Source organism: Chryseobacterium sp. 22458 (assembly GCF_052044975.1).
In the GTDB taxonomy this organism is placed as follows: Bacteria; Bacteroidota; Bacteroidia; order Flavobacteriales; family Weeksellaceae; genus Chryseobacterium.
On sequence record NZ_JBQEOA010000006.1, the window covers coordinates 158,363 to 182,170 of the forward strand.

General features: G+C 37.5%; 31 protein-coding genes. 19 read left to right on the forward strand and 12 right to left on the reverse strand.

From position 1 onward, the window contains the following. Window positions 1-21: 21 nt before the first annotated feature. The 3 genes from ACTJJF_RS19405 to ruvX all read right to left on the reverse strand — a co-directional run bounded on the left by ACTJJF_RS19405 (window position 22) and on the right by ruvX (window position 1,640). Window positions 22-579 (reverse strand): DUF5606 family protein, encoded by a 558-nt coding sequence (locus tag ACTJJF_RS19405; RefSeq protein WP_440700716.1) that lies wholly within the window; start codon window positions 577-579, stop codon window positions 22-24. A gap of 75 nt (window positions 580-654) precedes the next feature. Further along, the gene (gene def / locus ACTJJF_RS19410) at window positions 655-1,227 is read right to left on the reverse strand and encodes a peptide deformylase (protein WP_110009647.1); all 573 of its coding nucleotides are present in this window, start codon (window positions 1,225-1,227) and stop codon (window positions 655-657) included. Further along, window positions 1,224-1,640 (reverse strand): Holliday junction resolvase RuvX, encoded by a 417-nt coding sequence (gene ruvX, locus ACTJJF_RS19415; protein WP_312301851.1) that lies wholly within the window; start codon window positions 1,638-1,640, stop codon window positions 1,224-1,226. The genes def and ruvX overlap by 4 nt, the downstream gene beginning before the upstream one ends. Before the next feature lie 115 nt (window positions 1,641-1,755). On the opposite strand from ruvX, the gene ACTJJF_RS19420 reads away from it, so the two are divergent. Together ACTJJF_RS19420 and ACTJJF_RS19425 are read left to right on the forward strand one after the other, a co-directional pair. Further along, window positions 1,756-2,232, forward strand: coding sequence for a SixA phosphatase family protein (locus tag ACTJJF_RS19420; protein ID WP_440700717.1), 477 nt, complete (start codon window positions 1,756-1,758; stop codon window positions 2,230-2,232). Further along, window positions 2,213-3,106 (forward strand): archaemetzincin, encoded by an 894-nt coding sequence (locus ACTJJF_RS19425; RefSeq protein WP_440700718.1) that lies wholly within the window; start codon window positions 2,213-2,215, stop codon window positions 3,104-3,106. Before ACTJJF_RS19420 ends, ACTJJF_RS19425 begins: the two co-directional genes overlap by 20 nt. Window positions 3,107-3,268: 162 nt before the next feature. On the opposite strand, the gene ACTJJF_RS19430 is transcribed toward ACTJJF_RS19425, so the two are convergent. After that, complete coding sequence (locus ACTJJF_RS19430; RefSeq protein ID WP_440700719.1) at window positions 3,269-4,813, reverse strand: serine hydrolase; 1,545 nt, start codon at window positions 4,811-4,813, stop codon at window positions 3,269-3,271. 90 nt (window positions 4,814-4,903) lie between these two features. On the opposite strand from ACTJJF_RS19430, the gene ACTJJF_RS19435 reads away from it, so the two are divergent. From ACTJJF_RS19435 to ACTJJF_RS19460, 6 genes are all read left to right on the forward strand, one after another. Beyond that, a complete protein-coding gene (locus ACTJJF_RS19435; RefSeq protein ID WP_440700720.1) occupies window positions 4,904-5,368 on the forward strand; it encodes a hypothetical protein in 465 nt (154 codons plus the stop codon). Window positions 5,369-5,419: 51 nt separating this feature from the next. After that, on the forward strand, window positions 5,420-5,869 hold the full coding sequence (locus ACTJJF_RS19440; RefSeq protein WP_440700721.1) for a hypothetical protein: 450 nt from the start codon (window positions 5,420-5,422) through the stop codon (window positions 5,867-5,869). Next, the gene (locus tag ACTJJF_RS19445) at window positions 5,869-6,366 is read left to right on the forward strand and encodes a metallophosphoesterase family protein (protein WP_312301843.1); all 498 of its coding nucleotides are present in this window, start codon (window positions 5,869-5,871) and stop codon (window positions 6,364-6,366) included. Before ACTJJF_RS19440 ends, ACTJJF_RS19445 begins: the two co-directional genes overlap by 1 nt. Window positions 6,367-6,460: 94 nt before the next feature. Continuing rightward, window positions 6,461-6,955: a Smr/MutS family protein gene (locus ACTJJF_RS19450; RefSeq protein WP_440700722.1), complete on the forward strand. Its 495-nt coding sequence runs from the start codon at window positions 6,461-6,463 to the stop codon at window positions 6,953-6,955. 18 nt (window positions 6,956-6,973) lie between these two features. Next, on the forward strand, window positions 6,974-7,690 hold the full coding sequence (locus tag ACTJJF_RS19455) for a DUF3822 family protein (protein ID WP_440700723.1): 717 nt from the start codon (window positions 6,974-6,976) through the stop codon (window positions 7,688-7,690). A gap of 77 nt (window positions 7,691-7,767) precedes the next feature. Beyond that, on the forward strand, window positions 7,768-8,340 hold the full coding sequence (locus tag ACTJJF_RS19460) for an RsmD family RNA methyltransferase (protein WP_065400478.1): 573 nt from the start codon (window positions 7,768-7,770) through the stop codon (window positions 8,338-8,340). Here ACTJJF_RS19460 and ACTJJF_RS19465 read toward each other — a convergent pair. Next, a complete protein-coding gene (locus tag ACTJJF_RS19465) occupies window positions 8,337-8,684 on the reverse strand; it encodes a winged helix-turn-helix transcriptional regulator (protein ID WP_312301839.1) in 348 nt (115 codons plus the stop codon). The two genes, ACTJJF_RS19460 and ACTJJF_RS19465, sit on opposite strands and share 4 nt — an antisense overlap. Before the next feature lie 84 nt (window positions 8,685-8,768). Between ACTJJF_RS19465 and ACTJJF_RS19470 the strand changes: the two genes are divergently transcribed. Further along, on the forward strand, window positions 8,769-9,368 hold the full coding sequence (locus ACTJJF_RS19470) for an NAD(P)H-dependent oxidoreductase (protein ID WP_440700724.1): 600 nt from the start codon (window positions 8,769-8,771) through the stop codon (window positions 9,366-9,368). Window positions 9,369-9,465: 97 nt separating this feature from the next. Here ACTJJF_RS19470 and murI read toward each other — a convergent pair whose 3' ends face one another. The 5 genes from murI to ACTJJF_RS19495 form a co-directional block, all read right to left on the reverse strand. Further along, on the reverse strand, window positions 9,466-10,296 hold the full coding sequence (murI, locus tag ACTJJF_RS19475; protein ID WP_065400475.1) for a glutamate racemase: 831 nt from the start codon (window positions 10,294-10,296) through the stop codon (window positions 9,466-9,468). 61 nt (window positions 10,297-10,357) lie between these two features. Then, complete coding sequence (hemW, locus tag ACTJJF_RS19480) at window positions 10,358-11,482, reverse strand: radical SAM family heme chaperone HemW (RefSeq protein WP_440700725.1); 1,125 nt, start codon at window positions 11,480-11,482, stop codon at window positions 10,358-10,360. Between the two features lie 51 nt (window positions 11,483-11,533). Next, window positions 11,534-12,484: a PorP/SprF family type IX secretion system membrane protein gene (locus ACTJJF_RS19485; RefSeq protein ID WP_440700726.1), complete on the reverse strand. Its 951-nt coding sequence runs from the start codon at window positions 12,482-12,484 to the stop codon at window positions 11,534-11,536. Between the two features lie 51 nt (window positions 12,485-12,535). After that, entirely contained in the window at window positions 12,536-13,609 is a 1,074-nt protein-coding gene (locus tag ACTJJF_RS19490; protein ID WP_174715395.1) for an RluA family pseudouridine synthase, read from the reverse strand. Between the two features lie 73 nt (window positions 13,610-13,682). Beyond that, window positions 13,683-14,774, reverse strand: coding sequence for a PASTA domain-containing protein (locus ACTJJF_RS19495; protein WP_065400472.1), 1,092 nt, complete (start codon window positions 14,772-14,774; stop codon window positions 13,683-13,685). Between the two features lie 156 nt (window positions 14,775-14,930). Between ACTJJF_RS19495 and ACTJJF_RS19500 the strand changes: the two genes are divergently transcribed. The 5 genes from ACTJJF_RS19500 (at window position 14,931) to ACTJJF_RS19520 (ending at window position 18,101) form a co-directional block, all read left to right on the forward strand. Then, complete coding sequence (locus ACTJJF_RS19500; protein ID WP_440700727.1) at window positions 14,931-15,914, forward strand: D-alanine--D-alanine ligase; 984 nt, start codon at window positions 14,931-14,933, stop codon at window positions 15,912-15,914. 115 nt (window positions 15,915-16,029) lie between these two features. Next, window positions 16,030-16,494: a pantetheine-phosphate adenylyltransferase gene (gene coaD, locus ACTJJF_RS19505; RefSeq protein ID WP_047098871.1), complete on the forward strand. Its 465-nt coding sequence runs from the start codon at window positions 16,030-16,032 to the stop codon at window positions 16,492-16,494. A gap of 33 nt (window positions 16,495-16,527) precedes the next feature. Then, on the forward strand, window positions 16,528-16,899 hold the full coding sequence (locus ACTJJF_RS19510) for a four helix bundle protein (RefSeq protein ID WP_312301826.1): 372 nt from the start codon (window positions 16,528-16,530) through the stop codon (window positions 16,897-16,899). A gap of 49 nt (window positions 16,900-16,948) precedes the next feature. Continuing rightward, window positions 16,949-17,581, forward strand: a complete 633-nt coding sequence (locus ACTJJF_RS19515; RefSeq protein WP_440700728.1) for a trimeric intracellular cation channel family protein — start codon at window positions 16,949-16,951, stop codon at window positions 17,579-17,581. A gap of 106 nt (window positions 17,582-17,687) precedes the next feature. Further along, window positions 17,688-18,101 carry a hypothetical protein gene (locus tag ACTJJF_RS19520; RefSeq protein ID WP_440700729.1) on the forward strand — a complete coding sequence of 138 codons (414 nt, stop codon included), beginning with the start codon at window positions 17,688-17,690 and terminating at the stop codon, window positions 18,099-18,101. Between the two features lie 55 nt (window positions 18,102-18,156). On the opposite strand, the gene ACTJJF_RS19525 is transcribed toward ACTJJF_RS19520, so the two are convergent. Both ACTJJF_RS19525 and ACTJJF_RS19530 read right to left on the reverse strand, forming a co-directional pair. Continuing rightward, complete coding sequence (locus ACTJJF_RS19525) at window positions 18,157-18,726, reverse strand: hypothetical protein (RefSeq protein ID WP_065400469.1); 570 nt, start codon at window positions 18,724-18,726, stop codon at window positions 18,157-18,159. A gap of 75 nt (window positions 18,727-18,801) precedes the next feature. Then, window positions 18,802-19,296, reverse strand: coding sequence for a dihydrofolate reductase (locus ACTJJF_RS19530; protein WP_440700730.1), 495 nt, complete (start codon window positions 19,294-19,296; stop codon window positions 18,802-18,804). 75 nt (window positions 19,297-19,371) lie between these two features. Here ACTJJF_RS19530 and ACTJJF_RS19535 point away from each other — a divergent pair, with 75 nt between their 5' ends. From ACTJJF_RS19535 to ACTJJF_RS19555, 5 genes are all read left to right on the forward strand, one after another. Continuing rightward, on the forward strand, window positions 19,372-19,977 hold the full coding sequence (locus tag ACTJJF_RS19535) for a LemA family protein (RefSeq protein WP_440700731.1): 606 nt from the start codon (window positions 19,372-19,374) through the stop codon (window positions 19,975-19,977). A 2-nt stretch (window positions 19,978-19,979) separates the two neighbouring features. Next, complete coding sequence (locus tag ACTJJF_RS19540) at window positions 19,980-20,408, forward strand: TPM domain-containing protein (protein ID WP_440700732.1); 429 nt, start codon at window positions 19,980-19,982, stop codon at window positions 20,406-20,408. After that, entirely contained in the window at window positions 20,389-21,204 is an 816-nt protein-coding gene (locus tag ACTJJF_RS19545; protein ID WP_440700733.1) for a TPM domain-containing protein, read from the forward strand. Before ACTJJF_RS19540 ends, ACTJJF_RS19545 begins: the two co-directional genes overlap by 20 nt. A 192-nt stretch (window positions 21,205-21,396) precedes the next feature. Next, window positions 21,397-21,918, forward strand: a complete 522-nt coding sequence (locus ACTJJF_RS19550) for an NAD(P)H-dependent oxidoreductase (RefSeq protein WP_312301816.1) — start codon at window positions 21,397-21,399, stop codon at window positions 21,916-21,918. 3 nt (window positions 21,919-21,921) lie between these two features. After that, on the forward strand, window positions 21,922-23,808 hold the full coding sequence (locus ACTJJF_RS19555; RefSeq protein WP_312301814.1) for a monovalent cation:proton antiporter-2 (CPA2) family protein: 1,887 nt from the start codon (window positions 21,922-21,924) through the stop codon (window positions 23,806-23,808).

Genomic DNA, 23,808 nt, shown 5'->3' on the forward strand with positions numbered 1-23,808 from the left:
TGTTAATTCAAATTGAATGAATTATCCTTGCTTTCTGTGTGTGCTCTTTGGAGCTGATTTTGCAGCGGAAGTAGCTTTTACTTTTGGAGCAGCAGGCTTTTCTGCTTTAGGAGCTGCTTTTTTAGCTTCTTTTTCTATGCTTACTTCTTCAGCAGGCTCGCCGTCTAAAGTTTCAGGTTCTGCTTTCACAAAGCTTTCAGGAGTAATATATCCTGCTTTCTGAAGGATGTTGTACCACTGAGCCAATTTCTTGATATCAGAAGCATATACTCTTTCAGTATCATAGTTAGGAAGAGAAGCTAACATAAATTCTTTTAAATCTGCATCTGAAGATTTGTGAGAAATGGTTTCCTTATAGTCGTTGTTTTTAGCAATATTTTCAAAAACTTCGAACAAAGGAACTTCCTTTTCAAATGTAAACATTGCGATATTATCTAATAAGCTTACCTGGCTTGAGTTCCCGATGCTTACTTTTTTCTTGTTGGTAACATCTTCAATGATGAATCCGTTTCTTAATTGAGAAACTAATTTGTAAAGTCCTGGTTTTCCAGAAATTGAAATTATTTTTTCTAACAGCATAATTTTATTTTTTGTAAATTCTGCAATCAGCACTAGCTTTTTGCTTTTTATTATCTCTTTTTGTCCTTGTTTAAATTACTTTGGAAATCTCATTTTGTAACCGATGTTTACATCACCCTGGGAGATCTTAGTCAGTTTACCTTTTACCAGCTTTTTCTTCAGAGCGCTCAGGTGATCGGTAAACAGAATCCCTTCAATGTGATCATATTCATGCTGAATTACGCGGGCTCTAATATCGGAAAAAGTTTCTGTATGTTTCACAAAATTTTCGTCATAATATTCAATGACGATTGTGCCCTTTCTTTTCACATCTTCTCTCACATCCGGAATAGAAAGACAGCCTTCGTTGAACTTCCATTCTTCACCGGATTCTTCAAGAATCTGGGCATTGATGAAAACTTTTTTGAACTCTGCCAACTCATCTTTAATATCTTCATAATCCTCATCTTCTGCAAGAGGCGTCACATCTATTACAAACAGACGGATATCCAAACCAATCTGTGGCGCTGCAAGACCTATGCCATTTGCGCTGTACATGGTTTCGAACATGTTATCTATCAGTTCCTGTAATTCGGGATAGTCTTTATCTATATCTTTTCCCACTTTTCTCAAAACAGGATCCCCAAAAGCTCTTATCGGTAATATCATCTTAATCTTTGTTCTAAAAAATTCTGCAATATGATGGTTGCACTTACTTTATCTATTAATCCTTTTTCCTGCCTCTTTTTCTTATTTTTTCCACTTTGTGAAATAAAAAACGAAGCCATTTTGGATGTAAATCTTTCATCAAAACGGTGGACTGCAATATCCGAAAATTCTTTTTTAAATTCTTCAATGAATTTTAAAATATCGGTTTCCACTTCTGAAACATTTCCTTTCAGGTCTATGGGAAGCCCAATCACAACTTCATCTACCTTATTTTCGCTGAAATATTTTTTCAGAAAATCTATCAATAAACGGTTTTCCACAGTCTCCAGCCCACTGGCTATAATCTGCATATCATCCGTCGCAGCGATGCCACAACGGGCTTTTCCGTAGTCTATTGCAAGGATTTGTCCCATAAGTCTGCAAATTTAGTAAAATTTACTGATTTTATTCATAACGCAGTTTTTTTATATAAATCATGTTTTATTCCATTATTTTTTTTATAATTTTAATCTTCCAAAAAACAGATATATGAAGAGACTCATCCTCGTTAGACATGCAAAAAGCGACTGGCCGGAAGAAACCGACGACTTTGACAGACCCCTGGCAGACAAAGGTTTGGAGGATGCTATGAACATGTCAAGATTCCTTAAAAACAATAATATTTCTATCGATCATTTTATATCGAGCCCGGCAGTGCGTGCCCTTAATACCTGTAAGATTTTTAATCAGACTTATCAGCTGAACTGTTCTACTGATCAAAAATTATATAATCCGTCAGAAAGCAGTTTTGAATCTGTCATCTATGATCTGGATGATAATCTGGATTCGGTAGCCTTCTTCTCACACAATAATGGAATTTCCAATTTTGCCAATTCCATTTCTGAAGATATTTTTCATTTTCCGACCTGCGGAGTAGCCGGCTTCGAAGTAGACTGCAATTCATGGTCTGAGTTTGACGGTGCCAGAAAAAAACTTCTGTTCTTTTATGAGCCTGGGAAAATATAACCTTACCCCTACTCTTCTTTATGCCATAGTCTTTATATTCTTTTTTTCATGTCAGAAAAAGGAGAAGAACTATTTTGAAACGATAGCTATCAATGATATAAAATTATCCTCCACTCCCAAACCCGCAAGCTGGAGGTATAGCCACGATGAAAATTTTCAGAAATTTGAAGATTTTCAAAAATTAGAAAAAATTAAGCCTGAGCCACATAAAAATATAATCTATCTTCAGCCGATAGGACAGTTCAATAAGCTTCAGCAAAAGCAAATAGAGCTCACAAAAGAATATTTAAAAATATATTTTCAGCTGGAAACAAAAGTTCTTCCGGTATTGACCAACGATATTTTCCCTAAAAATGTAAAAAGAACTGCTGATGAAGGACAGGAACAACTGTTGGCAGGTTATGTATTAGACAGTATCCTGATCAAACGCAAACCCAAAGATGCTGTAGTATTGATGGGAATCACAGAAAAAGATCTTTTCCCAAAACCGGAATGGAACTATGTGTTTGGACTTGCTTCTTATGAAGATGGTGTAGGAGTAACTTCGATGTACAGATTTGCCGATAGTCAGTTAACAGATTCTAACTTCAATGAAAGTTTGTTAAGATTAATAAAAATCAGCTCACATGAGATCGGGCACATGTTTGGAATCAGCCATTGCCTGAATGCCAACTGTGTGATGAACGGAACCAATTCCCTTACTGAAACGGATTATCATGTTGCCAGAGCCTGCTCACTCTGCCAAAGAAAACTAAATTCAAGTATTCATTATAAGCATAAGAAAAGGCTTATTGAGTTGAAAAATTTCTTTGAAAAGCAACATCTTAATACAGAACTTACATTAGCAAATCAGGATCTGAATCTTGTACAGTAAACCAGTATTTCTATTACTGACTGCATATTCCCCTCTTCCGGAGGGGTGGCGAAAATTCAAAGAATTTTTGACGGGGTGGTTAGTTTAGGCTAAAGCCATTATCATTATAAAAATGAAAAAACGGGCTAAAGCCCGTTCCTATTGAGTATTTTTTAATATTATTTACTTCCTCTTCAAGTCCAGATCATCAAAATCAAAACTGAAATCCGTTACATCAGAAATTGCTTTCAACCTTGCTGATTGTGCTTTGCCTGTTTCGTCATAATTAAAAACGATATAAGCATCTGCGTCATAGCTTCTGTCATCCCATTTGATAATGAAAGAATTATTAGAATAAGGAAGAAGTTCCCCTTTTAACCTTGGTGAGTTTTTGCATGAAATTCTGTAGGTACTCCCCTGCTGCGCAATTTCTACATCTCCAAACCAGGCATCGTTATACGTTCCGGTAAACTGCTCTGCCTTCGGATGAAGTGATTTTTCTTTTTTGAATGCTTCTGATTTTGCAAAGGCATCTTTCTTTTGCTTATCAAATTCTGCTTCCATTTTAGACATTCTGTCCCCGTATGTCTTCAGCCAGTTTCTGTCTGCAACACCAAGGTAAGAGTCTTTTACGGTATTGGTAATCGTATTGAAAGCTGCTCCGGATTGCTGATTCGTTAACACTATGATTCCCAGTTTCAGGTCAGGAATCAGGGTAAACTGGGTTACAGTACCGATCAGTCCTCCGGTATGCTGTACCTGCTTATGCCCTTTCACGTCGCTCAGGAACCAGCCTAAACCATAGCCATAAAAGCTTGTGTCGTAAGGATTCTTTGCTGCTACCCTGTCAGGAATCTGAAGACTCCATAACTGCTGAACATTTTTATCTGAAACTAGTTTTTTACCATCTTTAGTGGTGAAATTATTCAACAGACATTCTGCCCAGGTCGTCATATCTTTAATATTACTCATAATCCCTCCTGCTGCATTGGCTGTTTCATTCCAGTCGTGAGGTACAGCAATGGCTTTTCCATCTACAGGAGCATGGGCATCAATTTTATTAGCGGTTGATTTTGCTCTGTTATAGCTTCCGAAACTGGATGTCATCCCTACCGGCTTCATGATTCTCTGCTCAATAAATTCCGTCCAGCTTAAACCGGAAACTCTGTGGATCACCTCACCGGCTACAATGAACATAATATTGTTATAATCCAGTTTTGTTCTGAAAGGGTTTTCCGGTTTCAGGTATCTTACATTGTGAACGATATCATTCACAGTTAAGTTTCCTCCCTCAGGAAAAAACATAAGATCTCCCTGTCCCAATCCTAATCCTGCTCTGTGGGTAATCAGGTCTTTTACGGTCACATTTTGGGAAACGTACGGATCGTACATCTGAAATTCAGGAATATATTTTGAAACTTTATCATCCCAGTTCAATTTTCCTTCATCAGCCAAGATAGCTAGTGCTACACAGGTAAATCCTTTGGAGTTGGAGGCAATACCTACCAATGTATTGTCATCCATAGGCTGTCTGGAAGTAAGAGAACGTACACCAAACCCTTTGGAATAGGTTACTTTTCCATCTTTTACAATTCCCACCGACATTCCCGGCACGTCAAAGGTTTTTAAAGTATTTTGGATCAGTTCATCCAGCTTTTTTTCTTCAACCTGCGCATTAGCCAATCCTACGGTCAAAAGAAAAATGAAAAAAGAAAATTTCTGTTTCATTGTTTTTTTAATTTTCCCAAATTTAATAAATATGATGCTAACTTTGCAGCGTAAAAAATTTTGTTATTTTCATCAATCAGCCATTATCCTATGAAAAAATCTGTCTGTATTCTTTTAATATCTTTTTCTGCCGTTGGTTTTATGAAAAGTCAGGACAGAACTTCTGATCCTTTACTTCTTCAAACATGGAATCTGAAAAGTATGGACACCTACATCTATACTTATGAAAAACAAAAAGCTTTTGAGAAAAAAAGACAGGGACTCAGATTTCAGAAAAACGGAAAAATTACAGGAAATCTGGAAAGCTCTCCTTTCAGATTTGATACGCAGGAAAATATTCCTTCTAAAAATATAAGGTTTGATCTGTATATCGGAGCATGGAAAAAAGTTTCTGATACAACGGTGAGTTTTCTGTTTCCTTCCAATGCCAATATGAACGGCACATTTATCATTTCAAAACTGACGGAAAATGAATTGAAGCTGAGAAAGGTTTTCAGTGCAGAGACAGAAAAAAAACTGGATTCTATACGCAGAACAAAAGATATTTCTTACTAAAAAACATCATTAGTTAAAGCTTCTTTATATTTGCAGTCTAAAAAATTAAAAATGAAACTAAACAGATTATTTGCATTATTCTTACTGGTGATAAGCTGTAATTTATATTTTTCTCAGGAAGTGACCATCAAAGACGATAAAGTTTTACTGGATGGGAAACAGATCCTGAAAGCAGAAAAGATCAACGCAGCTCAATATTCATTTTTTTCGATGAAGGATGATGAGGAAGTTCTCCTTTACCGGTATATGGATAATGAAACCCCAAGATATGTAAGTGATGATTATTTCATCCTCAATTTCCTGACCGAAAAAACAAAAGTAGAGTCTACAGACATGGCCAAAATTGCCAATTTTATGAATTCTAAAAAAGGAATGGAAAAACTGGTAAGATGGCTGCTGAAAGAAAGAGTCATCAATCATGACGGAGAACTGAATGCTGAGCGTGTAGCTGTTTTCAAAGATAAATATCACGAAAATATCACCGAAAGAACGCTTAGGTAATGACAAAGATTCTTCTCCTTTCCGATTCCCATTCCTATATGGATGACCGCATTCTGGAATATGCTTCTCAGGCCGATGAAGTATGGCACTGCGGGGATTTCGGGAGTCTGGATGTCATTGAACAGCTGGAAAAAATAAAACCTTTGAAAGGCGTTTACGGAAATATCGATAATGCCAAAATTCAGGCTGAATTTCCGGAAGTCAACCGTTTCTTCTGTGAAAATCTGGAAGTTTTAATGATCCATATTGGTGGCTATCCCGGAAAATATACTCCACTCACAAAAAAAGAGATTGCAGAGAAAGCTCCTAAATTATTTATTTCAGGACATTCACATATTTTGAAAGCCATGTATGATGAGAAAAATAATCTGCTTCACCTGAATCCTGGGGCCTGCGGAAAACAGGGCTGGCACAAAGTGAGAACGATGATGCGGTTTGTAGTGGATGGTGAAGAGGTCAAAGATCTGGAAATTATTGAACTGGGGCCAAGAGTGTAACGGGTGAGAGGGCGTGAAAGTTTGAGGCTTGTCTTCATACCTTTTACTTTCTACCTTTGTACAAATATTGGGTTCAGATAAGCCTTAAAAAATTATGAAGATCGGCGATAAGGTTTCGGTAGTAGATGAAGATTTAAGCGGAGTGGTCACTTCCGTGAAGGGAAATATTGTTGTTTTTAAAGATGAATACGGCTTTACCCATCAATATCCGAAAGAAAAACTGGTTCCGAAAGATGCTGATCTGTATGAAAATATCAGGATCGTAAAAAAAGCAGAGCCTAAAAAAATTATTTCTAAGAAACATCAGAAAAATCATTTGGTTTTAGACCTGCATTTTCATAATTTGGTAAAGAATCCTGATGACTATGACAGCTTCGAAAGATTGTTTATTCAAAAAGAAAAACTGATTGAGGTGATTGAGTTTTGCAGAAAGCATAACCTGAAGAGATTGGAAATCGTTCACGGTATTGGTGACGGAACTTTACAGAGAATGGTGCGGGATGTACTGGAAAGCCAGGTTAATATTGATTTTTATAATAAGGAAATACTTCACCATCAATCAGGTGCGGTAATGGTAGAATTTCACTAAATTTGCAGGAATTGAAATATGAACGTACTTAATTTACTTTTTACCAAAGACGGATTGATCTACCAGATTGTGAAAAACAAGAGCATTCTGGAAGAAAAGTCTTATTTCGTTACCGAAGAAACTCCGGCTGATCTTATTGACGAAAAGCTTGATGAAGTTCTTATCAGACAGCGATTTGATGAAATTCAGGTGATTTCGGCATTGAATCATTTTACCCTGATGCCTGAAGGTTTTTCCCAGCATGATACAGGCTTTGACCTTATTGCCTTCAATGCTCCGGCAGACCGTGAGAAAGAAGAGCTGATGCTGTCTATCAATAAAAAATTCGGAATTCAGTTTTATTATACTTTCCCGAAAGATTATTACAGGAAAATAAAAGAATTGGCCCTGCCGGTTCATTTCAATTTTTCCGGTGAAAAGTTCCTGAGCTCCATTAGTAATAAGAATAATAAGGAAATTCACATCAACCTTTATCACAATCAATGTGAGTTTTTCGCCATTGATAACAAAAAGATTATTCTTTACAACAATCTTGATGTCAATTCGGAGGTGGATTTTCTTTACTTTATTATGTTTACATTGAGCAAGATAGGTTTTGGAATCAATGAAACCAGCTTTTATGCTTATGGTGAAACAACGGAAAACGAAACCTTCATATCCGAACTTCAGAAATTCGTTAAAAACCTGAAAATTGTTTTTGACAATATTCCCAACAAGAATTTTATACTTAATTAGATTGCAGACCGCAGCTATTTGGGATCAGATCCCGTACACTGTCACCTGAAATCTATTACCTAAACCCTACGAAAAATATGTTCAGAATAATATCCGGAAAATGGAAAGCCAAAAAAATTGCCGCTCCTAAAAACTTTGAAGTGCGGCCAACCACAGATTTTGCTAAAGAAGCATTATTCAGTATTCTGGAAAATAAATATGATATGCAGTCGATTTCCGTGCTTGATCTTTTCGCAGGAATCGGGTCTATTTCCCTGGAATTTGCTTCCAGAGGATGTCAGGATATTATGTCTGTAGAAATGAATCCAAAGCATACGGCATTTATCAATTCCACCGCATCAGAGCTTGATATGGCTCTTCAGATCAATGTACAGCGAGGAGATGTATTTGACTGGCTGAAAAAATTCAGAAATAAAAAATCTTTCGAGATCGTTTTCTCAGATGCTCCCTTTGAAATGGAAGAGAAAAAATACTATGAGCTGATCTCACTGGTTTTAAACAATAAATACTTAAAAGAGAACGGAGTTCTTATTGTGGAACATCAGAGCCGTATGAAGCTTGAACATCCCAATCTGACCGATACCAGAAAATACGGAAACGTGAGTTTCAGTTTTTTTGAGCCGAATAAAGAAGATAATCAGGAACTTTAATTCCTGATTATTTTTTTTGATTTCTCAGGAGCGCTTTTCCCCCAATCTGTAATGGCTTCCAATACCGGAAGCAGTGTTTTTCCAAAATCCGTTAATGTATATTCAACCATTAAAGGCGGCTTTTCTGTAAATACCTTCCTGTCGATTATATGATCTTCCTCCAGCTGCTTAAGCTGCAGGCTCAGGGTTCTTTCTGTAATCGTAGGAATCACTTTCCTCAGCTCATTATATCTTTTCGCCCCGTCTATCAGGTGATATAAAATAACCGCTTTCCATTTCCCTCCTATAAACCGCATGGTTACACTGGTACAGCAAGGGTATTTTTTATTATCAATTGTATACATTTTTATACTATCATTTTTTACCGTTATTGCAAAGTTAATAAACTTAAATTAATTTTGTAACTATAAAAATGATAGTATAAAATTATGAACTTTTTAGACAAAATGAAAAACAGGTATACTGTAAAAAAGTATAACCCTCAAGGAAAAATCAGTGAAGAACAGATTGAAGAGCTTAAAGAAATTCTGAATCTCAGCCCGTCATCCATTAACAGCCAGCCATGGAACTTTATTTTTGTAAGTGATTCTGAGCTGAAGAAACAACTGGCAGAAGTCTCTTTCATCAATAAAGAAAAAGTATTGGACTGTAGCCACCTGATTATTTTCCAGGTTCTGAAGAATACGGCAGATTTTGAACAGCAGATTGAAGAAAGTCTTCCGGAAGGTAATATAAACTACTACAAAAACAGAGTAAAGATCAAAGGTGAGGAATCTGTAAAATCCTGGCTTGGTCATCAGGTTTACCTTTCTTTAGGCGTATTGCTTTCTGCGTGTGCAGCTATGGGAATAGATTCTACACCAATGGAAGGCATCGAGCCGGAACAGTATGATGATCTGCTGAAAAATGAAAAATATGAGACATTATTTGCTGTTGCCATCGGACAGAAAGATGAAACAGACACGAATCAGCCAAAGTTTAATCCAAAGACCAGATTAAAAGCTGAAAAAGTAATTGTGGAAGCATAATGATTGACGTCTTTGTTCTATCTCACACATGTGGAACTCGCAATGATAAAATGTAATAAAGAAAAAGTCTGCCTCCTACTGAAGCAGACTTTTTAATTTATAATACTTTCAGTTCCAGATCAATTGTTTTACCGAAGAACTTCTTGGAGATTTTTTCAAAGTTCTTGGTAAGATCCGAGAGATAAAAATGATAATTCGGTTTAGGGTTGTTATCATTCAGAAGATTGTACTTATCCAGAATGATCTTCAGATGATTGGCTACAATATTCGGAGAGTCAATGACACGCACCCTGTTCCCATAGTACTGCTTGATTTCATCAATCAAAAGCGGATAATGGGTACATCCAAGAATCAGGGTTTCAATATTTTTCAGTTTATTATTGCTCAGATAATTGTAGATAATGGCATGTGTGATGGGATGGTTTTTAAATCCTTCTTCAATAGCAGGCACCAGCAGTGGAGTTGCCAGCTCATCCACTTTGATCCATTTATTATGCTTTCTGATGCTTTTCTTATACAATCCGGAATTCACAGTTGCCTTGGTGGCAATAACTCCTACGTTATTGTGTATTTCATAAGATACTTTTTCAGCAACAGGGTTGATCACGTCTATTACAGGAACTTTCCCCGCAACAGACTGCATCACTTCATTCAATGCATTAGCTGTTGCCGTATTACAGGCAATTACAATCGCTTTACAGTTCTGCTCCAGCAGAAAATTGGTGATTTTTGTAGAATATTCTATAATGGCTTCTTTCGACTTTTCACCATAAGGAAGGTGCTTCGTATCTCCAAAATAGATAAGATCCTCATTAGGAAGAAGTCTTTTGATTTCCTTGGCAACGGTAAGCCCTCCTACCCCGCTGTCAAAAATTCCGATAGGCTGACTGGGTGAAAGATGTGAATAATCTTGTTTTTTAGTTTTCAAATGAAGTGAAATTTTATACAAAAATAGTGAATTTTATGTCACATTTGTATATCTGCAAGCATTATACAATAAACAAATCCGAAGCAATTCCGTCTGCCATAAACCAATGTTTTTCAGGAATTTTCAAATGATCATTCTCAATGATTAAAATGCCTTCTTCAATCTTAGATTTAATTTCTATCTGAAAATGTTCCAGCATTCTATCTGAAAATTTATTTTTCAGGCTTTTCAGATCAACTCCCCAGATGGTACGCAACCCGATCATGATCATTTCATTGAACTGATCTTCCCTGGAAAGAATTTCTTCTTCTTTGGCTAACAATTTATCATTAAGCTTTTTAATGTACTGTTGATTATTGGCAACATTCCAGCTTCTGATATCAAATCCGTTATAAGAATGTGCGGAAGGGCCTATTCCCAGATATTCCTGATATTTCCAGTAGGCAGAATTATGTCTTGAGTAGAATCCCGGCTTTGCAAAGTTGGATACTTCGTAATGTTCAAATCCATTGTCTTTCAGAAAATCTGACAAATAGTAAAATTCCCTGTTTTGTTCTTCTTCTTTAGGGCTTTTCACCTTTCCCTTTGATATCCAGTTTTCCAGAGCAGTCTTGGGTTCCACCGTCAAAGCATAGGAAGAAATATGAGGAACCTCCAGCACTATGGTTTTATTCAGATTTTCTTTCCAGATTTCAAGACTGGAAGTAGGTGAACCATAAATTAAATCAATACTAAGGTTTTCAAATCCGAAATCCTGGGCTCTTTTGATCGAACTTTCTGCTTCTGATGCACTGTGAGCTCTGTTCATCAGCTTAAGATCGTCTTCAAAAAAACTTTGGGTACCTATCGAAAGCCTGTTGACAGGGGTTCCGGCCAGCTGTTTTAAAAAACTTTTATCAAGATCATCGGGATTGGCTTCCAGTGTAATTTCAATATCTTTTTCAAAACTGAAATACTTTAAAACTTCATCAATTAAAGAACTGATCTCATCTACAGAAAGAATAGAGGGAGTTCCGCCTCCAAAGTACAATGATTTCAGAGATTTGTTCTGCAGTTCATTTTTTCTGAGCAGCATTTCAGTCTTCATAGCACGCAGCATTTCATCCTTGAAATTCAAAGATGTTGAAAAATGAAAGTTACAATAGCTGCATTTTTGTTTACAGAACGGGATGTGAATGTATATCATAAAAAAAGCCCTGGAAAAATCCAGAGCTCAAATTTATTTAAATTAAATTGATTAATATCTAAATCCTCTAACATTAATAAAGTTATCGAAGTTATAACCAAGACCAATCATGAAGCTGTTTCCTCCATAACTCTGAATATCAGATATTCCAAGGTTATACGTTGCACCGATCATAAATTTGTTGAATCTCACTTTTACAATTGGAGAGATGCTCAGGTTCTGATTATCAAATCTGTTCTGAACTGTTCTGTAGCTTACTCCGAAAGAGAATGCGTTGATATCATTGGAGAATGTCGCCATAAGGTTCCAGTCGATCATTCTTGTTGAGTTGGTATTCAGGTTGATCAAAGCTGAAGGTGCTAAGGTAATATTATCAGCAATATTCCAGTTATATCCTAAGTTTAAGAAAAATTTGATTGGTGAAGGCTCGTAATTGTTAACGATCGAAGCATCATTACTTAAAGCGATATCATTCACGGAAACTCCTCCGAATAATCCTCTGTAGGTAGCTGCTAAACCGAAATTGGCATATACCATGAAGATATTACTTTCTTCTCCTCTTAATAATGGATCACCTCCTTCCTCAGTATTGATTTTGGAGTAATCAAAATTCATGTTATAGAAGTTAACGCTGGTACCGAAAGAGAACTGATCTTTTCTGTCGCCTTCACTGCTTAAAGGAATAAAATACGAAGCACCGGCTGTAATACCACCAGCAGAAATAGGTCCGTTGCTGTCTCTGAATACGGAGATACCGGCACCCACTCTATCAAAGATATTCGCATTCATCCCGAGTGACTGTACATTCGGAGAATTGCTGAATTTGGAAAATTGTTGTTGATAATTGGCGTTGAGCTGTACGTAATCTGTTTTTCCGTATTGAGCTGGGTTGAACAGGAACTCACCATCCAAAAGATATTGCTGATAGTATGGTAGTGATTCTTGTGCTTTGTATGCATTTGACAAAAGAGCTAAACATACGATAGCATATAGTTTTCTCATAACAAATCTTGATTTCAATTCAACAAATATAAAAAAATTCTCAATATATTTTTAGTTTTCCAAATAATTTCTCCATTTTTTTACAGCATCCGCCATATCTTTGGGCATTGGGCTTTCAAAATATAATTCCTTTTTTGTTGTCGGGTGTATAAATCCAAGGGTGTGCGCATGAAGGGCATGTCTTGGAAGAATCTCAAAAACATTTTTGATAAACTGTTTGTATTTCGGAAGATTGATCCCTCTCAGAGGCGTATGTCCTTCGTATCTTTCATCATTGAACAGGGTATGCCCGATATGTTTGAAGTGAGCTCTGATCTGGTGTGTTCTTCCGGTTTCAAGTTTGCATTCTACCCAGGTCATATATTTGAAACGTTCCAGTACCTTATAATGGGTTACCGCATGTTTCCCCTGGCTGCCGTCCTCGTATACGGACATCTGCATCCTGTTTTTAGGATGTCTTCCGATGTGCCCACGGATGGTTCCTTCCTCATCCTGAAGATTTCCCCATACAAAAGCCCAGTACAATCTCTTTGTAGTCCTGTTGAAGAACTGTTTGGCGAGAAAACTTAATGCATATTCATTCTTGGCAATTACCAGAAGCCCGGAAGTGTCTTTATCAATTCTGTGTACCAGTCCTACCCTGTCGAGGTCAGATTTATCGCCATTCTTTTCAAAATGAAAAGCCAGCGCATTCACAAGGGTTCCGTCCCAGTTCCCGTGTCCCGGATGCACCACCATTCCCGCTTCCTTGTCTACTACTACAAGATCATCATCTTCATAAACGATATTCAGAGGAATATCCTGAGGAATAATGACATTTTCTCTTGGAGGATGCGTAAGCAATACGGAAATCTGATCTCCCGGCTTCACACGATAATTCTGCTTTACGGCAGTTCCGTTCACTATAACGTTTCCGGCCCTGCAGGTCTGCGAAATTTTATTTCTGGAAGAATTCTGCCTGTAGATCAGAAGGAATTTGTCTATTCTTAAAGGTTCCTGTTTAGGATCAACAGTGATATTAAGATGCTCATACAATCCTTTATTTTCCTCGTCAATATCGATGTTTTCGATACTGTTGGAATCTAATAATTCTTCATCTAAGAAATCTTCGTTATCTTCTGACATTGTTTTATATTTTTTACACAAAAGGCTTCAACATTTTGCAGTTGAAGCCAGTATTTTTGATATTAATCTGATTTTATTCTACGACTACCTTCTTAGCTTTCGGCTTTTGGGCAGGCTGTGTTGCGGTGGTAGAGGAAGCAGGCTTGGCTGTACTTCCTGCTGCAGGAGTATTAGAAGACGTTTTAGGTTTTTCTGTTCCTGTACCTGAAGGCTTAGGGGTGGTGGTCTGGGCCTTCGGAGTCTCTGTTTTAGGCACTTCCGGCTTAGGGGTTTCTTTTTTAGGTGCCGGAGGAGGTACTACCGGAGCTTCATACACAGGTTCATTGTGTACTTCTTCATATCGTACCGGAGGCAGCGAAGTATCTACTTTCATACGGTAAATAGAATTCAGCTGTTCTACTTTTGCTCTGAGCTCGGCAGGTGTACGCTTACTTGCCCAAAGGTCAATCTGCATTCCCTGGTCACGAACATCTCCTGCAGCCGGATCCTGATAATAAATGATATCAGATTCATCCTTACCGCCATCTTCATATTCTACCAGTCCTACTTCAAACATACTCTTGGTAATCACCGCTCTTGCTTCTTTTACAGAAAGTCCTACCACATTAGGAATAGAGATATTTCTCATAGGTCCTGATCCTACTACTACATCAATAATGGAGAATCTAGGAATTTTAGCTCCCGGATTTACGGCATTTCCTTTATATAAGATTCTTAAAAGGGCATCTTTCTGGATACTTGGCTCATAGATGGTATCCCCGATCTTAAGACCTACCTGATCCAGTCTCTGGAATGCCAGTCCCGAGTATTTGTTGATCACATCCGGAACAACAATAGGAGCCCAGGTTCTTGGATTCACTTTAAGACGTACAGTTCTTCCGTCCTTCACACGGGAACCTGGTGCCGGGTAAACCTGCAGCACCTGAAACGGTCTGTATTTAGGGTCATAATTGGCACTGTCTACTTCATATTCCAATCCGGTGTCATCTAATATTTTAACGGCATCATGCACCGATTTATTTACTACATTGGGAACAGGGATTTCCTGACCGTGATTCGTATGGTACTCCAACCAGCGGAATGTAAGCCATACCAGACCCACAAAAACACCGATGGCTACTACTAAATTCACTAAAACTTTCCAATTGAAAAGTGATTTAAGCATACTTAAAAATACTTTAATTATAACCGCAAATATAGCTAATAATTTTAGAATGGACTTTTTATTTAACACAATTCACTTTTGATTTTAAAATTTACCGATTTCCCATATTGCATTACATAAAATCATTAAATTTGCCTTAATTGATACTATATGGTTATGAACAAAAAAAGTGTTGCCGTAGTAATGGGAGGCTATTCTGATGAATATGTGGTTTCTTTAAAAAGCGGACAGCTGATCTATGATTCTTTAGACAGAAATCTGTATGATGTATATAAAGTAGTAGTCCTGAAAGACGAATGGTATTTTTTAGGAGAAAATGATCAGAAATATGAGATCAACAGAGGTGATTTTTCTGTGACCTTAGACAATGGTGAAACATTGAAATTTGATGCATGCTTCAATATCATCCATGGAACTCCGGGTGAGAACGGGATTCTTCAGGCTTACTGGGATGCAATAGGACAGAAATATACAGGCTGTGATTTTTATCAGAGCGCCCTTACCTTCAATAAAAAAGACACCCTTGCTGTACTCTCAAAATACGGGATCCCTTCCGCAAAAAGTATTTATCTAAGAAAAGGAGAGGCCATTGATGTTGATAAGATCGTGGAAGAACTGAACCTTCCTCTTTTTGTAAAACCCAACCAGTCCGGATCTTCTCTGGGAATTTCAAAAGTGAAAGAAAAATCCGAATTGATTGCTGCTACTGAAATTGCATTCAAAGAAGATGATGAAATCCTTATTGAGAGTTTCTTAGACGGTATGGAAGTTTCCGTAGGTGTTATCGATTTTAAAGGAGAAACCATTGTATTGGGAATTACAGAAATTGTACCTACCAACGAATTTTTTGATTACGAAGCTAAATATGAAGGCGCTTCTGAGGAAATTACCCCGGCAAGAATTGATGAAAAAACCACAAAAAGAGTGGAAGAAATTGCTAAAAGAGCTTACAATTCTTTAGGTATGAGCGGTTTTTCACGCAGTGAATATATCCTGATGGACGGTATCCCTTATATGCTTGAAATGAATACCAACCCAGGATTCTCTCCAGCAAGTATTCTTCCCCAGCAGGCTAAGCATTATGGAATTTCCATTATGGACCTTTGTGGAAATGAAGTTGAAAAAGCTCTTAATAAATAATATAGAATTTAGAATTTAGAAATTAGAGGTTAGAAATTAGAGGTTAGAAGTCAGAGATACAAAATCCATATCTTTTAACGGATAATTTACAATTCAAAATCATAACTCGTACAACATGAAAATTGCTGTTTTCCCTGGGTCGTTTGACCCGATTACACTAGGACATTACGACATTATAGAAAGAGCGGCTCCGCTATTTGATAAATTAATCATCGCCATTGGACAGAATTCCCAGAAAAAATATATGTTCCCTCTTGAAAAAAGAATGGAATTCATCCAAAACTCTGTGGCAGAATTTCCCAATGTGGAAGTAGACTCATTCGAAGGGCTTACGGTAGACTACTGCTTCGAAAAAAATGCTCAATATATCATCAGAGGACTTAGAAATCCGGCTGATTTTGAATTCGAAAAAGCAATTGCCCACACCAACAGAACTTTAGCCCATAAAAAACTGGAAACTGTATTCTTGTTAACCTCCTCAGGAAAATCATTCATCAGCAGCAGCATCGTAAGGGAAATCATCACCCACGGCGGTGAATATGAGCTGATGGTTCCGGATTCCGTCAGGGTTGAAAGATAAATACAATAAGTAATAGGTAATGAGCAATGAGCAATGAGTAATTTTGATAATATGGATTTTAATCAGGTTTTTCGTGAAAGAACTAAGAAATTCTCTATTGCTATCATCAGAACACTTTCTGTATTGCCATATTCTGACGATATTTCAATCATAAGAAAGCAAATTATAAGATCTTCAACGTCTGTAGCCGCTAATTACAGAGCTGTTTCAAGAGCGAGATCTGAAAAAGAAAAATTTGCTAAAATCTGTATTGTAGTTGAGGAAATCGATGAAACCCAACTTTGGCTTGAAATTATTGAGGAAATGGAATATATAAGTCCGGAAAAAATTCTACATTTAAAATCAGAATGTGAAGAGCTTGTAAAGGTTATGACCAAATATAAATTTAAATTGTCTCAGATTTAAGTGGCATAATTTTTATTACTCATTGCTCATTATTCATTACTCATAGTATATGCACGAACAGTTCAATTTCGCTATAGAAGTACTGGGAACCATTGCGTTTTCCATGTCAGGAAGTTTTGCAGCCATGCAGAAACGGCTTGATCCTTTCGGCGTTCTTATTATTGCTTTTGTTACTTCCGTAGGCGGAGGAACTGTAAGGGATCTCCTCTTGGATATCCCCGTATTCTGGATGCATGATCTCCTGATGTGTGGTCTGATCCTCGCCACCAGTATTTTTTCAATGGTTTTTAAATCTCTTGAAAAGAACTTCAAAGTAACCTTGTTTATTTTTGATAGCTTCGGACTTGGATTGTTTACTATTATTGGTGTACAAAAAGGATTAAATTCAGGTATTCATCCCCTGATCTGTATTGCGTTGGGAACCATAACCGGCTGTTTTGGAGGAATTATACGGGATATCCTGCTCAACAGAATTCCATTGATATTCAGAAAGGAAATCTATGCTACGGCATGTATTGTAGGAGGAGCTGCGTTCTTATTAATGACAAAATACACGCCCCTGTCCTATACTTTTATACAGATCTTTACTATTTTACTGATCGTTGCCATCAGAACTTTAGCTGTAAAATACCATTGGCAGATGCCGAAATTTTATGGGTATGATCAGAATTCGGAAATGTAGTCTTATGAGGATTCTTACTTCCCTTATCTTAACATTTACTCTATGCTCTTGCCAATATGAGAATAAGTTTGATCTGGATAAGGATTTGTACCAATTCTCAGAAAAAATGGAGAACGGAGATACCTTAAAAATAAAGACTGACCTTTCTCAATGCACCTTCTTCGCCTTTGAGGAGTATACCTTTATAAAGCAAAATGATTCTTTGTATATAGAAAAGTATTCTGAAAAAGGTTCGGGAAGAAAACAGACATTACCCAAAATCCTTTATAAGATCAAAGCAGATGATCCTTTATCTTTTGAAAATTATTTAAAATATCTCAAAAAATCAGATACTATTAAGGAAAAAAACAATTGGCCTTACGTTTCCATTACTTATAAAAAGCAACGAAAATTTTTCTACAAGACTGATCTTAGAGACAGTTTCGAAAAAATGGATAGCCTTCAACCCATCAGAAAAAATATTTATCCAAAAGACACCTTTTTAAACCTAGAACCTCCACCAACATCTTCTTCCCTGTAAAAAATAAAGCCCTGAAAAATCAGAGCCTTTATATTGATTGTATGTTGGGTATTTCTTAGAAGAACTTCCCTCTATTTCTCATATTAGGATTGTGCATATGCTTCTGCATGGAAGGCATTTTCAACTGATCTTTCATCATTTTAATCTGATCAGTCATCATTCCTGCACTGTCTAATCTTTTAGCTTCTTCCAGCAGTTTCTGCCCTTCCTGTTTTCTTCCTTTAGAAATAGCAGCTGCAGCAAGGTTTAAAGTAGCCATTGCTCTGTCGTGTTTCATATTCAACCCATATTCCAAAGCTTTTTTCATTAGAGGTTCAACTTTTGTCGGGTGATCCTGAGCTTGAGTTAATCCTAATAAATAGTGGAAATATCCGTATTGGGTTTTATGAAGTTGTCCTTTATAATCAGTAATTTTTGTCAGCCATTCTGCAGCTTTTTCCATATTCTGTTTTCTCAGTTGCCAGAACGCCAAAAGGATATACTCATTTTTAAAGTAAAGTAAGATTGGAAATGCGGCAAGAAGAAAAACAACAATCCCCCATCCAAGATTTCTTGTGAAAATCATCATATAAAGTCCCAGAAGGATAAGAAGTGCTGCTACTGCAATTTTAATGTTCTTATTCATTATTAAATTTTAGAAGTGCAAAGATAAATAAATTAGAGATTAGAAGCTAGAAGTTAGAGGTTAGAATTCCTATAACTATTCACTCTTAACTCTTTCAAAAGTCTGGAAACAGAAGTCATAGCCATTCTTTTCATCTTTCTCATGACAGATCTCGTTTGTTTTTTTCCAGATTCTTTCATCTATTTTCGGGAAGAAAGTATCTGCTTCAAGATCAGCCTTCACCAAAGTTACCTCAAGTTTATCTACAATATCCATGGTCTGCTCATAAATATTACCGCCGCCGATGATGAAAACTTCTTCATCGATCTTTTTAGCAAACTTCATGGCTTCTTTCAGGCTTCCTACAATAAGGATTCCTTCCTCAAACCAGTCTTTCTTTCTTGAAACAACAATATTGGTACGGTTCGGAAGTGGTTTTCCAATACTCTCGTAAGTTTTTCTTCCCATAATGACCGGATGCCCGGAAGTAAGGTCTTTAAAATGTTTTAAATCTTTAGGAAGATGCCAAAGCAACTGGTTTTCAAAACCAATCTCATTCTTCTCTCCCATTGCCACCACTATTGTTGTCATTCAAATATAATTTTTTACAAAATTAGCACATAATTTGTATATTTGGTTAGCACAAAAAATTTAAAAAAATAAACTATGAAAAATAAAGGATGTCTGGGCGCCGGAACAATTGGTATAGCCCTCCTTATTATCGTTGCAGTTCTTTTCTTCTGGGGAAGAAGCGGATACAACAGCTTTGTAGACAAAGAGCAGACTGTGAACGCAAAATGGTCTAATGTAGAGACCGTGTACCAGAAAAGAGCCAACCTGATTCCTAACCTGGAAAGAACGGTAAAATCGTATTCAAAATTTGAGCAGGAAACGTTAACTCAGGTAGTGGAAGCACGTTCTAAAGCAACTTCTATCAACATTGATCCTACGAATATGACTGATGCAGATATTGCTAAATTCCAGTCTGCACAGGGAGAATTATCAGGTGCATTAAGCCGTTTGATGGCTGTGGTAGAGTCTTATCCTAACTTAAAAGCAGATCAGCAGTATATCAACTTCCAGAGAGAATATACGGCTATTGAAAACAGCATCAGAACCGAAACGGTTTATTACAATGATGCAGCAAAAGTTTACAATACCTCTATCAAAACTTTCCCAAATAATATTTTGGCGAATTTTACCAACTTTAAAGAAAAACCTTATTTCAAAGCTGAAGCAGGAGCTGAAAAAGCCCCTGAAGCATTCAAATAATAATGGGTAATTACCTTACAAATCAACAGATCGCTTCCCTTGTGGAAGCGATTCAGTCAGCAGAAGACCATTCTACAGGTGAGATCAGAGTGCATATTGACTCTAATACGGAAAGCCGCGATGCCAAAACAGCATTTGAGGTTTTCAAAGAACTGTGTATGGATAAAACTGCCGATAGGAATGCGGTGCTTTTTCATGTCAATTTCGAACAGAAATACCTTACCATAATTGGTGATGTCGGAATTCATGCTAAAGTACACCAGTCTTACTGGGATCGTCTGCATGATTATATCACTGCTGAATTTGCAAAAGGAAATTATTACCAGGCATTGAAAAGTGCCATTCTGGAAACCGGCCTTGAACTTAAAAAATATTTTCCTGTAGAAGGAGAAAATCCAAACCAACTCCCGAATGAAATTACGTTCTCTTAAAATAGTATTTTCATTTCTATTGATCTGCTTTTACACTTTTGTATCAGCACAATACACCATACCCGAAAAACCGGCAGTACTCTACCCTGTTTTTGATGAAGCCGGACTGCTTTCCCAGCAGGAAAAAGATGCTCTTAATAATAAACTGATCAAGTTTGCAGATTCTACCTCAACGGAAATTGAAGTAGTAATCATCAAATCCACCAAAGGTGAAGATGTGAATTTCCTCGCTACCATGTTCGGAGAGCAATGGAAAATCGGGAAGAAAGGCGTTGATAACGGGGTTGTTTTCCTGATTGCTACAGAAGACAGAACAATGTCTATCCAGCAAGGGCGGGCAGTGGAACAATATCTTACGGCGTCCGTAGCAGGCCAGATCCTGGATTATATCGTTACTCCCAATTTCAAAAAAGGTCTGTGGTATGACGGTATCAATGGCGGAACCTCAGCAATCATGGAGGCTGTACAGGGGAAATTTAAACCTGTCGCTACAACGGCTCCTTCAGGAAACGGAAGTGCATTCAAAGTACTGATCATTGCATTTATCATTTTCATCATTATTGCCATACTTTTTGGTAACCGGGGCGGAGGCCGTGGTGGAAATAATGACGATGACGACGATGTGATCATTACAAGAAGAGGACGAAGAAATTATCCCGGTGGTTTCTTCCCGTTCCCGGGCAGCTTTGGAGGCGGTGGCTTCGGTGGAGGTAGTTCCGGTGGCGGAGGCGGCGGATTCGGAGGCTTCGGCGGAGGTGGAAGTTTCGGAGGCGGTGGTGCTTCCGGAGGATGGTAGATAAATAATTTATTATATATAAACAGATCAGGTCTTAATGGCCTGATTTTTATTTAAAAACCTAAAATAATATCAAATTTTTGTTTTTATTAATGTTAAATTGATTTTTTCATATTAAAAAATTAACAAACAAGCACGAAAGCCACCTTTTATTCAATATTTTTTCACTATATTTACTGAAAACAGGATTTTATGAAGAAGACGCTGGTAATATTTGCCCATCCTTATCTGGAGCACTCCAACTCGAATGTAGAGCTCATCAATTTCTACGTTCGCCACCAGCATTACACCTTGAGAGATCTTTATGAAGAATATCCTGATTTTCACATTGCCGCTTTCAGGGAAAGAAAACGACTCAAAAATTATGACCGCTTTGTCTTCCAGTTTCCTCTGATATGGTTCGGGATGCCTCCTCTTCTCAGATTATGGATTGATGAAGTTTTCGACAGAGACTGGCTGAAAGAAGGAGAACACAATCCATTGGAAGGAAAGGAGGTATACATTCTTGTGACCACTGGCGGCAAAGAAAGATCTTTCAGTAAAACCGGCACCTATGAATATACAATTGACGAGCTGATCAGCGGACTGATCGTTTCCTTAAAGGTCTTCAAAGCCGATATCAAACATATCAAGATCGTTTATGAAGCCAATAAACTTTCCAAAAAAGAAATTATACTGCATAAAAAAGAATTTACAGAACTTCTCAATCAATAGCATATGGAATCCAGCTTAGCGATGAACACATTAATTTTTCTGGGTGTAGCCATCATCATGGTTCCATTGGCCAGAAAATTAGGACTGAGTTCTGTGATCGGTTATATTTTAGGAGGAATCATTATTGGCCCTTATGTACTCAGGCTCACAGGAAATAATGTAAACGACATTATGCATGCCAGTGAATTTGGGGTCATTATGCTTTTATTTATCGTAGGACTTGAATTAGAACCCAGAAAGTTCTGGGAAATGCGAAAGAAGATCATGGGTTTGGGACTCTCACAGATGTTGCTCACTATTTCGTTGCTATTTATAGTCTTCGTCAGCGTAGGATGGAGAATTGATAAGGCCATTGCTGTATCTATGTGCTTTGCCCTGTCTTCTACTGCCATAGTGCTTCAGACATTACAGGAGAAAAACAATTTCAAAACCACTGCCGGAGAAGCTTCATTCTCCACATTACTGTTTCAGGATATTTCAGTGATTCCTATTCTGGCTATTCTTCCAATTATTGCAAATTATAAAGCCAAACATCATGATAATGAAATTCAGATCCTGATCCAGAAACTTCCGGAATGGCTACAGGCAGGTACTGTAATTCTGGGTGTGGTCCTGCTGATCTTGTTGGGAAGATATGTGTTTGTCCCTTTTTTACGATATGTTTCAAAAGCAGGAATGGCTGAACTGTTGACAGCATCTTCTTTATTTCTGGTCATCGGAGTTTCTGAGCTGATGATCGTTATCGGGCTTTCTCCGGCATTGGGAGCATTCCTCGCTGGTGTAATGCTTGCCAACAGTGAGTTCCGGCACGAACTGGAGGCACAGATCAATCCTTTTAAAGGGCTGTTGCTGGCTGTCTTTTTTGTCAGTGTAGGTTCAACCATCAATTTTAACATCATTAAGGGTGATCCCCTATTTATCTTCAGTACTGTTTTTGCGGTATTGGCCGTAAAATTTATTGTTTTATATGCAATCGGGAAGTTTTTCAGGATAGATACACCGCAAAGTCTTTTCTATGCCTTTGCCCTTTCGCAGGTGGGAGAGTTTGCCTTTGTACTGATCAACTATGCTTCGGATCTTTACCTTCTCAGCCCGGAGCTGAATGCGCAATTGATGGCTGTAACCGCCATTACAATGTGTATCACCCCTATCCTGTTGATTGTTAATGATCGGTTTATCACCCCGAAATTCATTAAAGAAATTCCTGAGGAAGAAAATGATTTCAATATTCTGGATAATGATGTGAGCCAAAAGAAGATTATCATTGTAGGATTTGGGCATTTCGGAAGTACAGTAGGACGTCTTTTGAAGGCCAATAAAATATCAGCTACCATCCTGGACAGAGATTCAGACCGTGTAAAACTTCTGAGAAGCTATGGCTTCAAGGTATATTATGGAGATGCTACCAGAATTCCCATTCTGAGAGCTGCAGGAATTGAAGATGCTGAAATTTTGGTCCTGTGTCTTGATGACCCGGATGATAATATGTTTATTGCCGAGCTTGTGCGTGAACATTATCCCGAAGTGAAAATTTTTGTAAGGGCTAAAAACAGAATTGATGCCTACGAATATCTCAACAACGGAATCAATCATATTTACCGTGAAACATTAGGAACTGCAGTGGATATGGCTGTTGATGTACTTCATGAAACAGGAATGAGAAAATATGCAGCAAGACGTCTGGGGCAAAGATTTATGGCCATTGATAAAGCTTCTGTCAGAAAGCTGGCAAAGATGGCGGAAGACCAGGATATTACCTTATTCAGTACAAAAGAAATCCTCCAGCGTGAGGAGGAATTATTGGCTTATGATAATCTTAATTTCGATAACCGGAATTGGGACTCTTCCCCATCTGCGGAAGAAGAAGATGAGGAAGAATCTCAGGATTGA

Coding starts and splice junctions, on each gene's coding strand:
- ACTJJF_RS19405 (WP_440700716.1), bottom strand. CDS start 579: ATGCTGTTAGAAAAAATAATTTCAATTTCTGGAAAACCAGGACTTTAC.
- def (WP_110009647.1), bottom strand. CDS start 1,227: ATGATATTACCGATAAGAGCTTTTGGGGATCCTGTTTTGAGAAAAGTG.
- ruvX (WP_312301851.1), bottom strand. CDS start 1,640: ATGGGACAAATCCTTGCAATAGACTACGGAAAAGCCCGTTGTGGCATC.
- ACTJJF_RS19420 (WP_440700717.1), top strand. CDS start 1,756: ATGAAGAGACTCATCCTCGTTAGACATGCAAAAAGCGACTGGCCGGAA.
- ACTJJF_RS19425 (WP_440700718.1), top strand. CDS start 2,213: ATGAGCCTGGGAAAATATAACCTTACCCCTACTCTTCTTTATGCCATA.
- ACTJJF_RS19430 (WP_440700719.1), bottom strand. CDS start 4,813: ATGAAACAGAAATTTTCTTTTTTCATTTTTCTTTTGACCGTAGGATTG.
- ACTJJF_RS19435 (WP_440700720.1), top strand. CDS start 4,904: ATGAAAAAATCTGTCTGTATTCTTTTAATATCTTTTTCTGCCGTTGGT.
- ACTJJF_RS19440 (WP_440700721.1), top strand. CDS start 5,420: ATGAAACTAAACAGATTATTTGCATTATTCTTACTGGTGATAAGCTGT.
- ACTJJF_RS19445 (WP_312301843.1), top strand. CDS start 5,869: ATGACAAAGATTCTTCTCCTTTCCGATTCCCATTCCTATATGGATGAC.
- ACTJJF_RS19450 (WP_440700722.1), top strand. CDS start 6,461: ATGAAGATCGGCGATAAGGTTTCGGTAGTAGATGAAGATTTAAGCGGA.
- ACTJJF_RS19455 (WP_440700723.1), top strand. CDS start 6,974: ATGAACGTACTTAATTTACTTTTTACCAAAGACGGATTGATCTACCAG.
- ACTJJF_RS19460 (WP_065400478.1), top strand. CDS start 7,768: ATGTTCAGAATAATATCCGGAAAATGGAAAGCCAAAAAAATTGCCGCT.
- ACTJJF_RS19465 (WP_312301839.1), bottom strand. CDS start 8,684: ATGTATACAATTGATAATAAAAAATACCCTTGCTGTACCAGTGTAACC.
- ACTJJF_RS19470 (WP_440700724.1), top strand. CDS start 8,769: ATGAACTTTTTAGACAAAATGAAAAACAGGTATACTGTAAAAAAGTAT.
- hemW (WP_440700725.1), bottom strand. CDS start 11,482: ATGATATACATTCACATCCCGTTCTGTAAACAAAAATGCAGCTATTGT.
- ACTJJF_RS19485 (WP_440700726.1), bottom strand. CDS start 12,484: ATGAGAAAACTATATGCTATCGTATGTTTAGCTCTTTTGTCAAATGCA.
- ACTJJF_RS19490 (WP_174715395.1), bottom strand. CDS start 13,609: ATGTCAGAAGATAACGAAGATTTCTTAGATGAAGAATTATTAGATTCC.
- ACTJJF_RS19495 (WP_065400472.1), bottom strand. CDS start 14,774: ATGCTTAAATCACTTTTCAATTGGAAAGTTTTAGTGAATTTAGTAGTA.
- ACTJJF_RS19500 (WP_440700727.1), top strand. CDS start 14,931: ATGAACAAAAAAAGTGTTGCCGTAGTAATGGGAGGCTATTCTGATGAA.
- coaD (WP_047098871.1), top strand. CDS start 16,030: ATGAAAATTGCTGTTTTCCCTGGGTCGTTTGACCCGATTACACTAGGA.
- ACTJJF_RS19510 (WP_312301826.1), top strand. CDS start 16,528: ATGAGTAATTTTGATAATATGGATTTTAATCAGGTTTTTCGTGAAAGA.
- ACTJJF_RS19515 (WP_440700728.1), top strand. CDS start 16,949: ATGCACGAACAGTTCAATTTCGCTATAGAAGTACTGGGAACCATTGCG.
- ACTJJF_RS19520 (WP_440700729.1), top strand. CDS start 17,688: ATGGAGAACGGAGATACCTTAAAAATAAAGACTGACCTTTCTCAATGC.
- ACTJJF_RS19525 (WP_065400469.1), bottom strand. CDS start 18,726: ATGAATAAGAACATTAAAATTGCAGTAGCAGCACTTCTTATCCTTCTG.
- ACTJJF_RS19530 (WP_440700730.1), bottom strand. CDS start 19,296: ATGACAACAATAGTGGTGGCAATGGGAGAGAAGAATGAGATTGGTTTT.
- ACTJJF_RS19535 (WP_440700731.1), top strand. CDS start 19,372: ATGAAAAATAAAGGATGTCTGGGCGCCGGAACAATTGGTATAGCCCTC.
- ACTJJF_RS19540 (WP_440700732.1), top strand. CDS start 19,980: ATGGGTAATTACCTTACAAATCAACAGATCGCTTCCCTTGTGGAAGCG.
- ACTJJF_RS19545 (WP_440700733.1), top strand. CDS start 20,389: ATGAAATTACGTTCTCTTAAAATAGTATTTTCATTTCTATTGATCTGC.
- ACTJJF_RS19550 (WP_312301816.1), top strand. CDS start 21,397: ATGAAGAAGACGCTGGTAATATTTGCCCATCCTTATCTGGAGCACTCC.
- ACTJJF_RS19555 (WP_312301814.1), top strand. CDS start 21,922: ATGGAATCCAGCTTAGCGATGAACACATTAATTTTTCTGGGTGTAGCC.